Here is a 14,353-nt window from a genome sequence, read left to right as displayed (position 1 = left end):
CGTTTCCGACGGCACGCGTTTCTCTTCTTCACAGGAGCTGCCCATGAGCGCGCTGCCCGATTCATGGATTTTTACCGCCAGTTGCCCGAGTAAACTGGGTACCGTGGATGTTGTGACCCGATTCATGGCAGAGTCCGGTCACTACATCAATGAAATACACTCTTTTGATGACAGGGTCAGTCACCGTTTTTTTATTCGCGTTGCCTTTTCACCCGCCTCCCCCTTCAGTACCGACCTTTTTCGGGATAATTTCACGCCGCGCGTGATGCCCTTTGAAATGCACTGGCAACTCACGCCGCCGCAGCATCGCGAACGCGTCGCTATTCTGGTGTCTAAATTCGATCACTGTCTTAACGATCTGTTATTTCGTCACCGCACCGGCCAGCTCAATATTGATGTCCCGCTGATCATTTCTAACCATCCCGATCTCTGTTCCCTGGCCGAATGGCACGGTATTCCTTATTACCATCTGCCGGTAAATAACGCGAACCGCGCCGAACAGGAAGCCCGCATTATGGCGCTGCTGGCGCAGCATCATATCGACCTGGTAGTGCTGGCCCGTTATATGCAGGTCCTGTCACCTGCCATGTGCGAAAAACTCGACGGAAAAGCCATCAATATTCATCACTCCCTGCTGCCGGGCTTTAAAGGCGCGCGCCCTTACCATCAGGCCTGGGAAAAAGGGGTAAAAATGGTCGGCGCCACTGCCCACTATGTGAATAACGATCTGGATGAAGGGCCGATTATTACCCAGGGCATTCAGAGCGTCGATCACGCCCTTTATCCGGATGACCTGATTAGTCGTGGACAGGATATTGAGCGGGTAACGTTATTTAATGCCGTGCGTTATCACGTCGAAAAACGGGTGTTTTTAAGCGGAAAACGTACGGTGGTGTTCAGCTGAATGAAAGGAAAGGCGACTGATAGCCGCACTCTTGCACCACAGGAAAACAGGGATTGTCAGGGATGAGCGAAACGATGTCCGTTAACTAAAACAGAGCCAGCCCGGCGTGCTGAGGATGGCATTAACAACAACGAACAAATCGCGAGGAAATGATTATGGCAGACGCCAGAGATCCCATGCTGCCTGACGGGGACGTCGCACCTTATGATACTGATTATCAGGTGGGGCAGGACAATATCGTGGTAAATGTTGGCTCCTTCGGTCTGGATATTCACAACCGGGTATTTGTTCTCTCCGGGATGATCATTATTGCCTTTATCGTTTTAACGCTCGTCTTTCAAAGTGATGTGGCACCGCTGTTTAAAGGAATGCTGAACTGGCTGACCACCCGACTCGACTGGTTCTTTATCAGTGCCGGAAATATTTTTGTTCTTCTCTGTCTCGGCCTGATTATTTCCCCCCTCGGTAAAGTGCGCCTCGGCGGCACGCTGGCCCGCCCTGACTACAATTACGTGACCTGGTTCTCCATGCTGTTTGCCGCCGGAATGGGCATTGGCCTGATGTTTTATGGCGTTTCCGAGCCTTTGTCGCACTTCTCCAGCTCAATGGGTGGCACCGTCGTGGAAAACGGTGTACGTACCGACTGGGCTCCCCTGAATGGTGCAGTTGGCGCGGCCGACAATGCGCAGCAGCTGGCGATGGCCGCCACGATTTTTCACTGGGCGCTGCATCCCTGGGCCATTTACGCCTTTCTGGCATTAGGTCTGGCGCTGTTCTCTTTCAATAAAGGTTTACCGCTGACGATCCGCTCGCTGTTTTATCCGCTGCTGGGCGACGCGGTGTGGGGCTGGCCGGGACACATCATTGATATCCTGGCTGTACTGGCGACGCTGTTTGGTCTGGCAACCTCGCTGGGGCTGGGCGCTTCCCAGGCGGCGTCCGGCCTGAATTTTCTGTTTGATGTGCCATTAGGACAAACTACGCAGATTGTCCTGGTGATCGTCATCACCGCGATTGCCACCTTTTCGGTGGTGGCCGGGCTGGATGTCGGCGTACGGCGGTTATCTGAAGCCAACATGATTCTGGCTGGGTTACTGCTGCTGTTTATCATTGTGGTCGGCCCTACCCTGATTTTGTTTAGCGGTTTTTTCTCAAACCTGGCTTCCTATCTTGCGTTTTTGCCCGCCCTGTCGAATCCGGTTGCCCGCCCTGACAGCAATTTTGCCGCAGGCTGGACCTCGTTTTACTGGGCATGGTGGATCTCATGGTCACCCTTTGTCGGGATGTTCATTGCACGCATCTCGCGTGGTCGCACGGTGCGTGAATTCATGATCTCGGTACTGCTGGTGCCGTCACTGGCCTGCGTGCTGTGGATGACGGTGCTGGGCGGCACCACCATTTATCAGTATTTCACCGAAGGCTATCAGAGCATTGCCGATGCTGTTCTGCCGCTGCAGTTATTCACCATGCTGGATACGTTGCCGCTGGCAAAAATCACCTGCGTGGTGGCGATTATTCTGGTGGTGGTGTTTTTTGTGACGTCGGCGGATTCGGGCACGCTGGTCATCGATATTATTGCTTCCGGTGGCAAGATCGACTCTCCCACTTCACAACGCGTGTTCTGGTGCGTGTTTGAAGGGCTGGTTGCGATAACGTTGATCCTCGGCGGTGGGCTGGATGCACTACAGGCGATGGTGGTCTCGACCGGGCTGCCGTTCGCACTGGTCTTGCTGATCGCCTCAGTCGCGGTGGTGAAAGGACTGATGTCAGAACCGCGGCTGGCACGTTCTGCCCCTGCGGTGCGTAATCAATAAGTCAGCGTTGAGCGGACCGCGCAGGTCAGGCTGTCCGCTGTGGCAGAAAAGGAGGTCACCGTGCAGTCAGCCCATCAGGAAATTATCGACTTCATTCAGCGCTATCCGCCGTTTGACACCTTACCGCTCACGGCGCTGGCGCGCATCGCCGCGCACATTGAGGTCAGCTATTTCAAAGCCGGAACGCCTGTTCTCACCTTTGGCCAGCCTGTCGATGCCTGGTATGTGATTCGCAGCGGCGCGGTGGAAATCTACCGACGCAATGGCGATCTGTATAACCGACTGACGGCCGGGGGCTATTTTGGCGAATTTGGTTTGTTGCGCGAAAACAGCGTACGCTTTCCGGTGACCGCGCTGGAAGATACGCTGACTTACCTGATCCCGGCCCCGATTTTTAATGCGCTGTTTCGCAAATACGAGGAATTTGCCGATTTAGTGGAAGTGGAGGACCGCACCCGTCTCCGGCAAACCGTGGCGCGCACAGAAGAGGCTAACGGCCTGATGGCCTCCCGCATTGAGGCGCTGATTAGCCGACCGCCCGTTACCCTCGACAGCCGGGCCACGGTGCGCGACGCCGCGGTGAAAATGAGTAAAGAGGATGTCTCCTCGCTGTTGATCGTGACGCCGATGGCAGAAGTTAACCCCGCCGTCAGGCCGGCGCTGACCGGCATCGTGACGGATAAAGACCTGCGTGAGCGGGTCATCGCGGGTGGACTCGGGTTTGAGACACCGGTGAAGGCGATCATGACCGCACCGCTGAACCATGTGGAACATTATCAGCTGGTGTCTGAAGCGATGCTGACCATGATGCAGCACAATATTCATCATCTGCCGGTGATGAAAAACGGCTGTCCTGTCGGCGTGATTTCACAATCGGACATTATCCGCTACGAATCGCAAAACAGCCTGTTTATCGTCAGCCGTATTTTTCACTGCCAGCGCCCGGACGAACTGAGCGCCCTGAAAAACGAGGTGCGTGCCTGTTTCAGCCGCATCGTACGTGAAGATGCCAACTCGCAGATGACTGGCCGCGCCATGGCGGTCATTGGTCGCAGTTTCACGCAGCGCCTGCTGGCGCTGGCCGAGGCGGAACTGGGGCCGCCGCCGGTCCCCTACTGCTTTATTACCCTGGGTTCGATGGCCCGCCAGGAGCAACTGCTCGTCACCGATCAGGATAATGCCCTGATCCTGGATAACCGTTATGACCCACTGCGCCATGCGCCCTATTTTATGGCGCTGACCCGGCGCGTGAGTGACGGGCTGGACGCCTGCGGCTATCGCTACTGCAAGGGAAATATCATGGCGACAAACAGCCGCTGGTGTCAGCCGCTCTCCGTCTGGGAACGCTATTTTGATGAGTGGATCGATTCGCCCTCACCGCAATCGCTGCTGGACAGCGCGATTTTCTTCGACCTGGACGCCGTCTGGGGCCTGGTGGAATGGGGAGAACAGCTTAACCAGCGTATCAGACACAAAGCGCGGCACAACGCCCGTTTTCTCGCCTGTCTGGCGCGCAATGCCTTGCTGCGAAAGCCGCCGCTGGGGTTCTTTAAAAACTTTGTGATGGAGCCCTCCGGCCAGCATACGCAATCCATTGATATGAAACGGCGCGGAACGGCCCCGCTGGCCGATCTGATTCGTGTGCATGCGCTGGCGGCGGGCGCAACGGCGCATAACTCCTTTGATCGGCTGCAGACGATTATGCAGGCCGACATTTTGCCCCACGGACGCGGTCAGGATCTGCGGGATGCGCTGGAGTTTATTTCGATGGTGCGCATCCGCCACCAGGCGCAGGATGTGGAGAACGGCCAGGAACCGGACAACCGGATTGAACCGCTTAATCTGTCTGACTTTGAGCGCAAGAATCTGAAGGATGCCTTTCAGATCCTCAGCAATGCGCAAAAATTTTTAAAATATCGCTATCAGCCAGGGCGGAGCGTTTAATGCTGCATATCAATAAAGCATTGCTGTCGCCGTGTGTTCGCGCCCGCCAGGACAGCGTGCTGCCGCAGGACTGGCCCGCCGTCCTCGCCAGACGGGCCAGGGAAACGCGCCATGCCGCGCTGAAAAACTACTACTTGTCTGGCATGCCGTCACCCGATACACCGTTGTCCGACGTTCCCTTACTGGCGATGGATTTTGAAACCACCGGCCTGAATCCTCAGCATGATGATATTGTCAGTATCGGTTTACTGCCGATGAGCCTGTCGCGCATCCGTATCCAGGGCAGCCAGCACTGGATACTGAATCCGCGTGCCGACCTGCGAACAGAGTCGGTGGTTATTCACGGCATCACACATTCCGCAATTGCCCGCGCCCCGGACCTGAATGCTGTGCTGCTCAGGCTGCTGGCAATGATGGCGGGAAACGTGATGGTGGTCCATCACAAAGGGATCGAACAGCCTTTTCTGGATGCAGCATTTAAAAAGCGCATTGGCGAAGGCATTGTGTTCCCCTGTATCGATACGCTGGCGCTGGAGGCGCGCGTTATTGCGGCACAGCGGCAAAACGGCTGGCGACAGAAATGGTGGCGACCGCGCCCCCGACTGTCGTTGCGCCTGTCTGACTGTCGGGCCCGTTATCATCTGCCGCACTATCCGGCCCACAACGCGCTGACCGATGCGCTGGGCTGCGCCGAACTGTTACAGGCGCAGATTGCGCATCATTTCTCAGCCAGCACGTTGCTTGGCGATCTTGGGTGACCCGTCGGGTCACGCTTTCTCTGACGTGTTGACACCGCAATGGGTGATAAGCACTTCCCCTGCGATGCTGCACAGTCCGTGGCCTACTTCGCGCCGATGCCGGCCCTCGTTATGCGGAGGAATGCTTATGTCGCAGTTTTATGCGCCGCCAGCGAGGCCATCAGAAGTTAACCCGGGCGGGTGCCCGGTTGGTGTTATGCCTCACACCGGCTCCTTGCGGGCGACCGTCCCCACGTGCTTTACCGCACCCTGTTGCCGCGAATGCGGATGTGCGGCGTCATCCTGCAAAGAAATACGTGAGGTTTCGGGCAAGCTCAGTCCGCCCGCCAGCGCCAGCACCGCGACCGCAACAAGATAAAAGGCCGGTGACAGCGTATTGCCTGTGTAGTCAATGAGCCAGGTTGCCACCAGCGGTGCGGTGCCGCCGAAAAGCGTATAGGCCAGATTGTAGGTAATGGCAGAGGCGGTATACCGTGCCCGCGTGGGGAAGACTTCGGAGAGTAACGCGGCCGTCACGACGCCCGAAAACACCGCCCCCGTCGCTAACAGCATATCCCCGAGGATGGCGGCCCAGAGCGGGCCCGAACTGGCCAGCCACCAGGCCGGTAAGACACTTACGATCACCCATCCGCCCGTGACAGCCACTGTCTTTCTTCTGCCTATCCCGTCACAAAGCGCTCCCGCTACCGGACAGAGCCCCGCCGCAAACAGCAGCGCGAGGAAGGAGACCAGCAAGGCCGAGGCCCGACTGAAGTGGCCCTGCAACTGGAGAAAGGTCGAGAAGTAGGTGGTAAACATATAAAACGTCAGCGCGGTTAAGGCGATAAAGGCCCCCAGCCGCAGGATGTTTCCTGTCTGCTGGCGTAACGTGTCAGCAAGTGCCGCATGTGTTCCCGCCTCTTCGCGACGTGCAGCCCGGAAAGCAGGCGTCTCTTCCATACGAATGCGTAGATAAATCCCCACCAGCCCCAGCGGGGCCGCAATCAGAAAAGGAATACGCCAGCCCCACGCGCGCATCTGATCCTGGCCCAGCGCGGCGTCTGACAGAAAAGTGATAACTGCCGCAGCCGCGAAAGCAGAAAACGTCGAGACCGTGATAAAGCTTCCGTACCAGGCGCGTTTACGTGGCGGTGAATGCTCCATCACATAGGCGCAGGCTCCGGCATATTCCCCTCCTGCCGAAAATCCCTGAATACAGCGGGCCAGCGTCAGCAGAATCGGGGCCATGATCCCCAGATGCCTGTCGGTCGGAAGCAGGCCAATCAGCGTGGTCGCGCCCGCCATCATGAGTACCGTCAACGATAAGATACGTTTACGCCCATATTTATCCCCCAGCATACCGAATATCACCCCACCTAATGGCCGCAAGGCAAACGCCACGGCAAACACCAGGAACGTCTGTAATAAGGCGGTCTGCGGAAGTGCCTGTGAAAAAAAGTTTTGGGCAATAATCGTGGCCAGGAAACCATAAACGGCAAAATCAAACCACTCGACAAAATTACCTATAGCGGCAGCGGCGGTTACCTTTCTGAGCGTAGCGGGCGACGCGGGCGTAACAATATTCATTGTCCTGTTCCTTCTACGTAATGATTAACACTCAGCGACCATTGCGGTTGATGATATATTGCGGTCGATATGCCAGAAATAACCGTCAGCGATACGGTAATCCTCTGGCGATAACGATCGCAGGGTATTCAGGCACGATATTCTGACGCGTTATTTCGTAAATGCCGGGTTATTGCAACCCTTAATTAAAACCTGACCGCCTGAAAAAAAATGAAGTCAAAACGCGTGAGCTAATTCATTTTTATCATAGCATTGTCTGACGTGAAATAACGGCATAGGAAAAGCCTATATAATAAGCGACGTTGTCGCCGACAGATAATTACAGGTCGTTTTTAATAAAATCATTTTATTTATTTTCGACAGGATGTCCGGACAGGCTTTATTGCACAATGGCGATCTGTTTTTATTATTTCTGTTGATGTCGCCATTCTGCGTTTTTTCCCGTCCCGATGTCGTTGTCAGATCATTTAACCATCACTGACTTGCTTACACTGCCTTTGCAGACCGGTAAGTACCTCACCCTACATGCATGATACCGCGCTGCCAGACAGACCTCTTAATCAGCCAGACAGGACATTACTATGGGAAACGCTTCCAATAAAGGTGTGGTATATCAGGGGCCCGGTAAGGTTGAAGTGATGGATATTGCCGATCCGAAATTCGTCAGCCCCGCGGGTAAAAAAATCGATCACGCGGTCATCATCAAAGTGCTGTCAACCAATATCTGTGGCTCCGATCAGCACATGGTACGTGGACGCACCACCGCACCGGCGGGCATGGTGCTGGGGCATGAAATTACCGGCGAAATCATTGAAAAAGGCACCGACGTTGAAATGCTTAACGTGGGAGATATTGTCTCTGTCCCCTTCAACGTGGCCTGCGGACGTTGTCGCTGCTGCCGGGAACTGGATACCGGCGTGTGCCTGACGGTTAATCCGGCACGCGCTGGCGGCGCATTCGGCTATGTCGATATGGGCGGCTGGGTTGGCGGACAGGCAAAATATGTCATGGTGCCGTATGCCGATTTTAACCTGTTGAAGTTTCCTGACCGGGATCAGGCGCTGGCAAAAATTCTGGATCTGACCATGCTGTCAGACATTCTGCCGACTGGCTTTCATGGTGCGGTCACGGCGGGCGTGGGCGTCGGTTCGATGACCTATGTCGCGGGCGCGGGCCCGGTTGGCCTGGCCGCGGCAGCCTCAGCGCAAATTCTGGGTTCAGCGGTCGTGATGGTTGGTGACTTCAATCAGGATCGCCTGGCGCATGCAGAAAAAATGGGCTTTGTGCCCGTCGACCTGAGCAAACACGATCGCCTGGGTGAAATGATCGCGGATATCATAGGTGTGCCGGAAGTCGACTCGGCGATTGATGCGGTCGGCTTTGAAGCGCGGGGCCATTCGGGTAAAGAGCAGCCGGCTATTGTCCTGAACAGCATGATGGCTGTCACCCGGGTGGCCGGTAAGATTGGTATTCCGGGACTGTATGTAACAGACGATCCGGGCGCTCAGGAGCAGGCAGCCCGTGAAGGATCCCTGAGCCTGAAGTTTGGCCTGGGCTGGTCAAAGGCGCAAACCCTGCACACCGGACAAACGCCAGTGCTGCGATATAACCGCCAGCTCATGAATGCAATTTTGCATGACCGGTTACCCATCGCGAAAATTGTGAACGCCAAAGTGCTGCCCCTTGAACAGGCGGCCGAGGGTTATGCCAGCTTTGATGCCGGCGTGGCCGCCAAATATGTCCTGGATCCACACGGTTTGCTGGCGTAGGCCTTGTCTGCCCCGATGCCGGGACAGGTCGCGGCATCGGCTTACTGTCTTCTTTCCGCCAGTGGCGCGGTTAACCCGTCGGGTTAATGTCATGGTTTAGACAGGGCGAACCGCGAACACATGCAGCGATCGTCCGGCTGAATCTCAGGCTGGCATACTGCTCAGGGCGTTGCTGGCGGGCAAGCCTGCCAACCCGGTGCCGGCCGATACGTCAGTGCCGACAATATGCGAATCCTGCCCGTTCGGAACACCAGAACGGGCAGTGTGATGTCCCTTACATTCAGCCGATTGCCGCCGTCCCTTTATAACACCTCAGACCAGCTCATAATCAGCTTTGCCTGCACAGGATCGGCCAGCAGGCTGGGATCGGGTTGCCAGCTGTCCCAGTCGCGGAACGCGCTGAAATCAAGCCCGGTGAGTGTTTCCAGTGAACGAATCGAAACGCGGTATTCGTCCACCTGCGGGACCGCTTCCGGCTGCTGAAGCGGCAGTACGCGGCGCGGCTCGTCCAGCAACTTATCCTGACTGACCAGCAGTGCGGTGGCCTGCGGCGTGCCCTGCGGCCCGATGCGCAGTACCACTTTCCAGAACATCAGCGGCACCTGTAAGTTCCCGTATTGCCGGTGCTGATCGTTAAGTACCGGTCCGGTCAGCACGCTAATCTGCTGTTTGGTTTTTAACACACCATATTCCAGGATGTAGCGCTCAACACCTTGCCAGTACTGCACACTCTGGTTAAAGCGAAAATGCTGCGGTGAACAGTTGGTAAAATGAAACGTGTCTTTATTGGCGCGCACTGCTTCGGCCGCAGTGCCCCAGGTAGGATCGCTACGGCGGGTGAGATGGCCCCGATCAAACCAGCGGCTGAATTCACTATAGAACGCCTGGCCGGTGATATAGCGACTGTCGATACGGCTGTCTTCATACCAGCGGTCGCCTTCAGGGAGCAGCGAAGGTTGTCCACTGCCGCGGTCAATATTGATGTAGCGCGCACCATCAATATTGGTGGCTGTGAAAAAGGCCAGCTTCCGCCCTGCGCTCATGATCAGCGAGAAGTGCTCATAATCCAGCGTGGCTTCTGCACCGCTGCGCCCATTACGCAGCGGTGCGACTTCACTGGCGCGTGGCGCGATAATGCCGGCGACATCAACATGCGTGCCCGACAGAAAGCCCGCCTGATAACCGTCGCGATTAGCGTAATTTTCATCGGGTGCAGCGGCACTGGGCAACACCTGTTCCGCTGCAGGCTCAGCCTTGAGCGCCTGCATCAGCGACGATTGCCAGGCTTCAGGTAACGTCGGCAGCGCGCCTTTAAGCCAGTCGGTAAGCGCGCTGATGCGGATGCCTTCATTGACCCATTTTCCGTTCTCTTCCACGCCGCCGTGATGAAGCGCCACCAGCTGCCAGCTGTCATTGAAAACGGGTGCGCCCGACGAGCCACCTTCGCTGTCGGCTTCGTAGTGCAAAAACTCTTCATGACGGGCTAACAGTGCATTATTGCGCAGCGAGACCTGCTGCGGCGCACCGCCGGGATGGTGGATAAGATTAAGGTGGATGCCCAACGCATGTTTATCGTTGCGGTCATTGAGCGCCAGCGGCAGCGGTTGCTCGCCACTGTCGTCAAGCGCGTCGCCTAACGCGATCAGCGTGCAGTCCAATGCTTCGGTCGGGCTGGTGAGCCAGAAGCGTTCCGCATCCACACTGAAAAGACGTCCCTGAATCATCTCACCCGCTTCCCCCTGGCGGTAGCCAAACTGAAGCGTAATACGGCCTTTTTCAGGCGGTTCAGGTAACAAATGGTGATTCGTGACAAACAGGTTGCCCCAGGTTAAAAACCCACTGCCTTTGGGTACGCCATCTTCCCTGACCAGTGCCACCGCCCTGGCGGCGCTCAGCCCCTGCTGCAAAAAAGAGACGGGCAGCAAATCATTCGTGCCGATGATGACCTGTTGTCTGGCGCGTTGCTGAAAGGCATAACGCTGTGCGCGTCGTGAATCAGGTTCCGCTGGCAGACCCTGACTCAGCGCCGTGCGCGTCTGTTGCCGCTGTCCGGCTGTCAACGCCAGCCTTGCGGCAATCTGTGCTTGCAGTTGCTCGTTCATTCACTTCTCCATGGTCGACGGTGCCCCTTTAACCATAGCTGTTTAAAACGGAGTACGCGGCAGGTGAGCATATCAACGGGCATACTGCACTTTTGCACTGAGAGGCGAACGACATCACCAGGCTGTTGATTCAGCCTCGTGCGGAAGGGCTTTGCCCCTGGGGGATAAGCGGCGAACAGTCAGAGAGGGAGTGGATAGCAGGCGCATAAAAACGGATGCACGTCTGGCCGCTGTCAGGCGCGAACGCAAAGGTCACGTCCGGGCCTTCAGTCTTACTTTTTCTTATCCAGCATTGCCTTTAAATCCGCAAAGGGATTATAGGTGGCTTCGCCCACGTCTTTTTGCGCGTCCTCACCCGCCACAACCCGGGTGCCATACTGGTCAGCTTCCGTATACTTCGAGTGTTCGTGATCGTGGCAGTACAGGCACAGCAATTCCCAGTTACTGCCATCTTCCGGGTTATTGGTGTGGTCGTGATCAATATGATGAACCGTTAATTCACGCAGGTTGGAATAGACAAACTCGCGCGAACAGCGCCCACAAACCCATGGATAGATTTTCAGGGCTTTCTCACGGTAGCCACTTTCAAGCCGTGAGTAGTTTTTTGGAATCAACGCCATGACGATATTACCTGTGATAAAGAGTGTTTGAGACAAGCTACAGGGACGAATGCTGCATACTACGTCCGTGGATGGCGCAACGCCAGCCTTCTGCGGTGCGTTTGTGGCTGTGGTAAGGAAGACGTAGCACGCTATCGCTTACCGATATGCTGTGGAAACCTGTGGCGCGAATGCACTCGACGTGTATGAACAAAAGCAGGCTATGCACGTTTATCAAAAGCTGGGCTTTGCCATCCTGGGCCGCCTGGAACAGGATGGTCAGGCTAATCCGTTTACTTTGTTGCATAGGCATCAATGATGCGGGTCGCACTCACCTGTCCGGCATGGGTGCTGTGATAAAACCATTTTATGGATGAAGAAGAGCAGGAATGCGCAAAGTTGCGCTTGAAACAACCAGAATGCTGAATCCTTCAGCAAACAGACTGTCCGGCGCGAAAACCGCTTTGACTCAGTAAGATCAGTCCATTACTATGCGCCCTGTAGCACGATTCCTCTGTAGTTCAGTCGGTAGAACGGCGGACTGTTAATCCGTATGTCACTGGTTCGAGTCCAGTCAGAGGAGCCAGATTAGAAAAACCCGCTCAGGGAAACAGGAGCGGGTTTTTGTTAGTCTCTTAAACTCTCTCTGCGCCCGAACAGTCGTTTCAGTCAACACCGGGTTGTCAAGATAAACCGCTTCGCTCTCCAGTATTAAACCATTCACTCGCTGTTCGCTAATATAAAACACTCGTTTATCAACGGTTTATAGACCGAAATATACGCCGGGTGCTAGTGTTTCGCCTTATAACAAAAATATTAACCCTTGAGGCGATTAATGAGAAAGCGTGTGCTGTATTTTGCTTTAACGATGATATTGACAGGATGTGTAGCCCGTTCTCATGAACCCGATCCACTACAAGTGCAGCTTGCCAGTTACGGTACGCTGCCAGACACTTATAAAACGGATGTCAAAAATACGTTTTATTATCATCTGAAAGATCCTTACAGCGCGCATTATCGTTTTTTTAAACCTTTTAAAGGATATACCTGGGTAATGAATGTGCCCGAAGATAAAGAAGAATTGATGTTTGGCTGGGTCATCCCCGGCGTGATTAATGCAAAAAACAGTTTTGGCGCTTATGTCGGCGCGCGCAGATTCGTGGTGATTTATTCAAATGGTCAATACCACAATCTTTACTACACGAAAGGCACGAAAAAAATCGGGCGGGCACCTTAAAACAGCATTCAGTTTTCTGAACCATTAACACGCCATGGTCAATGGCGTGTTTTTCAAATCACAGCGATAAAGGCGCAGAGTTTCGCGGAATGAATGCCCATTGTGTTGCCTGATATTAGCTCTGCCCACGCCAGAAACTTCAAAAAGCCTTTTATGGCATCCCGGCTTTTCCGTCATTTCCTGTTCTTTATAACTGTCGCGTCAACGCTACGTTCAACGCGGCTGAGTCCGGCTGCATCACAGATGCTGCATAAGATTCAGCCAGTCATATCAGCGTGTATTTTTAACCGGATAAGCGGTCAGCGGTTTGATCTCTTTAAGCACAAACATACTTTGCATCTCTTTAATGCGCGGCAATCTGCGTACTACAGACATGGCGAACTCCGCATAAGTTTCCAGATCGCTCGCCACAACCTGTAGCAGGAAATCGGCATCACCACCGATACTGTAGCAGGCCACCACATCATCCAGCGCCGTGACCTGTTGCTCGAATTTTTTTGCCTCATCCTCGCTGTGGCAATCAATAACCACACGAATAAACACCATGACCCCGGCGCCGATTTTTTTGCGGTCCAGTACAGCCCGGTACCCCTGAATGACGCCCTGCTCTTCCAGCCTGCGCACTTTACGCCAGCACGGTGAGGCAGACATACCAATCTTGTCAGCCAGTTCCTGATTAGTAATACGGGCATCGTCCTGTAAAACACGCAGGATTTTCATTTCTGTCTTATCAAGCAGCATACCGGTCAATTCCTTTCGCTACATTTCGTTTATGAGGTTAATTCTTGCAAAGAATACGATAAATGAATGTGATTGAGACAGCCTATTTCTGTCTCGCCAGGACATACTGTTTTCAGGTGCTGTACAAGGTGCAGATCAAAAGAAATGGCCGGACAGGGCAGATTAAGGCGGCAGACGAGTCCGGGTTGTCTTCGTCGTGCCGCTTTTCATGGCCAGCCTGTCTGGATTTTATCCCGACATAACATTTATGAAGGAAAGACGATGCCTGCGATAACAGAATTACTGCCTTATATACTGGCGCTGGGTCTGGCCGCGGCCATTCCCGGCCCGGGCATGACAGCGATCGTGGCCCGTACCCTTAACGGGGGCTCTCTGGCGGGTTTTGCTGCGCTTGCAGGCGTGATAATGGGCGATTTATTTTATTTGACGCTCGCCGTATTTGGCCTGGCCGTTGTCGCTCATACCTATACCGGACTGTTTACACTGATTAACTGGGCTGCGGCGCTCTATTTAGCTTTTCTGGCCTGGCAGTTCTGGTCTTATCAGCCGCATTCCATCACGCTGGACCAAAAGGTGACGCACAAGCAACTGACTTCTGCCTGGCTGTCAGGCCTGACCATCACACTGGGCAACCCGAAAACAATCGCGTTTTATCTGGCCATATTACCGCTTGTGATATCGCTGGAGAGCATATCCTTAACATTCTGGGCAGCCAGACTGGTGCCCGTTACCGCAGCGGTACTGCTGATGGTCGGGGCCATGTTTATTCTGGCGGCAGTAAGCGTTCGCGCATTACTGACCAGCCAACGTGCACAGCGCATCATGTTTAAATCGGTCGGCGTTATCATGCTGCTGGCCGCCATCGGTATGATACTGAAAACGCTTTAATGCCGTGACCGAGGTGACACGGCCTCCCGTG

12 protein-coding genes and 1 tRNA gene are annotated in these 14,353 nt (G+C 54.7%); 8 read left to right on the top strand and 5 right to left on the bottom strand.

Translation table 11 applies throughout. From position 1 onward, the window contains the following. Positions 1-43: 43 nt before the first annotated feature. From purU to RAC60_RS08820, 4 genes are all read left to right on the top strand, one after another. Positions 44-904: a formyltetrahydrofolate deformylase gene (gene purU, locus RAC60_RS08835; RefSeq protein ID WP_033740385.1), complete on the top strand. Its 861-nt coding sequence runs from the start codon at positions 44-46 to the stop codon at positions 902-904. A 155-nt stretch (positions 905-1,059) separates the two neighbouring features. Beyond that, a complete protein-coding gene (locus RAC60_RS08830) occupies positions 1,060-2,718 on the top strand; it encodes a BCCT family transporter (protein WP_375093374.1) in 1,659 nt (552 codons plus the stop codon). A 60-nt stretch (positions 2,719-2,778) separates the two neighbouring features. After that, positions 2,779-4,662, top strand: a complete 1,884-nt coding sequence (locus RAC60_RS08825; protein ID WP_324030387.1) for a DUF294 nucleotidyltransferase-like domain-containing protein — start codon at positions 2,779-2,781, stop codon at positions 4,660-4,662. After that, on the top strand, positions 4,662-5,420 hold the full coding sequence (locus tag RAC60_RS08820; protein ID WP_033740392.1) for a 3'-5' exonuclease: 759 nt from the start codon (positions 4,662-4,664) through the stop codon (positions 5,418-5,420). The genes RAC60_RS08825 and RAC60_RS08820 overlap by 1 nt, the downstream gene beginning before the upstream one ends. 201 nt (positions 5,421-5,621) lie before the next feature. Here the strand turns inward: RAC60_RS08820 and RAC60_RS08815 are convergent, their stop codons facing one another. After that, positions 5,622-6,986, bottom strand: a complete 1,365-nt coding sequence (locus RAC60_RS08815) for an MFS transporter (protein WP_033740394.1) — start codon at positions 6,984-6,986, stop codon at positions 5,622-5,624. A gap of 581 nt (positions 6,987-7,567) precedes the next feature. On the opposite strand from RAC60_RS08815, the gene fdhA reads away from it, so the two are divergent. Then, on the top strand, positions 7,568-8,755 hold the full coding sequence (gene fdhA, locus RAC60_RS08810) for a formaldehyde dehydrogenase, glutathione-independent (protein WP_058708382.1): 1,188 nt from the start codon (positions 7,568-7,570) through the stop codon (positions 8,753-8,755). Positions 8,756-9,057: 302 nt separating this feature from the next. Here fdhA and RAC60_RS08805 read toward each other — a convergent pair whose 3' ends face one another. The 3 genes from RAC60_RS08805 to RAC60_RS08795 all read right to left on the bottom strand — a co-directional run bounded on the left by RAC60_RS08805 (position 9,058) and on the right by RAC60_RS08795 (position 11,763). Further along, entirely contained in the window at positions 9,058-10,857 is a 1,800-nt protein-coding gene (locus RAC60_RS08805; protein WP_133745348.1) for a DNA/RNA non-specific endonuclease, read from the bottom strand. Positions 10,858-11,129: 272 nt separating this feature from the next. Next, entirely contained in the window at positions 11,130-11,477 is a 348-nt protein-coding gene (yajD, locus tag RAC60_RS08800) for an HNH nuclease YajD (RefSeq protein ID WP_033740398.1), read from the bottom strand. A 37-nt stretch (positions 11,478-11,514) separates the two neighbouring features. Continuing rightward, entirely contained in the window at positions 11,515-11,763 is a 249-nt protein-coding gene (locus RAC60_RS08795) for a hypothetical protein (protein ID WP_152607496.1), read from the bottom strand. 203 nt (positions 11,764-11,966) lie between these two features. Between RAC60_RS08795 and RAC60_RS08790 the strand changes: the two genes are divergently transcribed. Next, positions 11,967-12,042: transfer RNA gene (locus RAC60_RS08790), tRNA-Asn, on the top strand. A 249-nt stretch (positions 12,043-12,291) separates the two neighbouring features. Further along, positions 12,292-12,693: a hypothetical protein gene (locus RAC60_RS08785; RefSeq protein WP_324030381.1), complete on the top strand. Its 402-nt coding sequence runs from the start codon at positions 12,292-12,294 to the stop codon at positions 12,691-12,693. 270 nt (positions 12,694-12,963) lie between these two features. Here RAC60_RS08785 and RAC60_RS08780 read toward each other — a convergent pair whose 3' ends face one another. Next, the gene (locus tag RAC60_RS08780; RefSeq protein ID WP_324030379.1) at positions 12,964-13,434 is read right to left on the bottom strand and encodes an Lrp/AsnC family transcriptional regulator; all 471 of its coding nucleotides are present in this window, start codon (positions 13,432-13,434) and stop codon (positions 12,964-12,966) included. Between the two features lie 261 nt (positions 13,435-13,695). On the opposite strand from RAC60_RS08780, the gene RAC60_RS08775 reads away from it, so the two are divergent. Next, positions 13,696-14,322, top strand: coding sequence for a LysE family translocator (locus tag RAC60_RS08775; RefSeq protein WP_289367368.1), 627 nt, complete (start codon positions 13,696-13,698; stop codon positions 14,320-14,322). Positions 14,323-14,353 lie beyond the last annotated feature (31 nt).

Origin of the sequence: Pantoea sp. BR_17, assembly GCF_041955125.1 — a bacterium.
Lineage (GTDB): Bacteria > Pseudomonadota > Gammaproteobacteria > Enterobacterales > Enterobacteriaceae > Pantoea > Pantoea stewartii.
The sequence above is the reverse complement of the archived record's forward strand: the minus strand, read 5'-3'. Positions and strand labels throughout refer to the sequence as shown.

Coding starts and splice junctions, on each gene's coding strand:
- RAC60_RS08815 (WP_033740394.1), bottom strand. CDS start 6,986: ATGAATATTGTTACGCCCGCGTCGCCCGCTACGCTCAGAAAGGTAACC.
- yajD (WP_033740398.1), bottom strand. CDS start 11,477: ATGGCGTTGATTCCAAAAAACTACTCACGGCTTGAAAGTGGCTACCGT.
- fdhA (WP_058708382.1), top strand. CDS start 7,568: ATGGGAAACGCTTCCAATAAAGGTGTGGTATATCAGGGGCCCGGTAAG.
- RAC60_RS08795 (WP_152607496.1), bottom strand. CDS start 11,763: ATGCAACAAAGTAAACGGATTAGCCTGACCATCCTGTTCCAGGCGGCC.
- RAC60_RS08805 (WP_133745348.1), bottom strand. CDS start 10,857: ATGAACGAGCAACTGCAAGCACAGATTGCCGCAAGGCTGGCGTTGACA.
- RAC60_RS08780 (WP_324030379.1), bottom strand. CDS start 13,434: ATGCTGCTTGATAAGACAGAAATGAAAATCCTGCGTGTTTTACAGGAC.
- RAC60_RS08775 (WP_289367368.1), top strand. CDS start 13,696: ATGCCTGCGATAACAGAATTACTGCCTTATATACTGGCGCTGGGTCTG.
- RAC60_RS08785 (WP_324030381.1), top strand. CDS start 12,292: ATGAGAAAGCGTGTGCTGTATTTTGCTTTAACGATGATATTGACAGGA.
- purU (WP_033740385.1), top strand. CDS start 44: ATGAGCGCGCTGCCCGATTCATGGATTTTTACCGCCAGTTGCCCGAGT.
- RAC60_RS08830 (WP_375093374.1), top strand. CDS start 1,060: ATGGCAGACGCCAGAGATCCCATGCTGCCTGACGGGGACGTCGCACCT.
- RAC60_RS08820 (WP_033740392.1), top strand. CDS start 4,662: ATGCTGCATATCAATAAAGCATTGCTGTCGCCGTGTGTTCGCGCCCGC.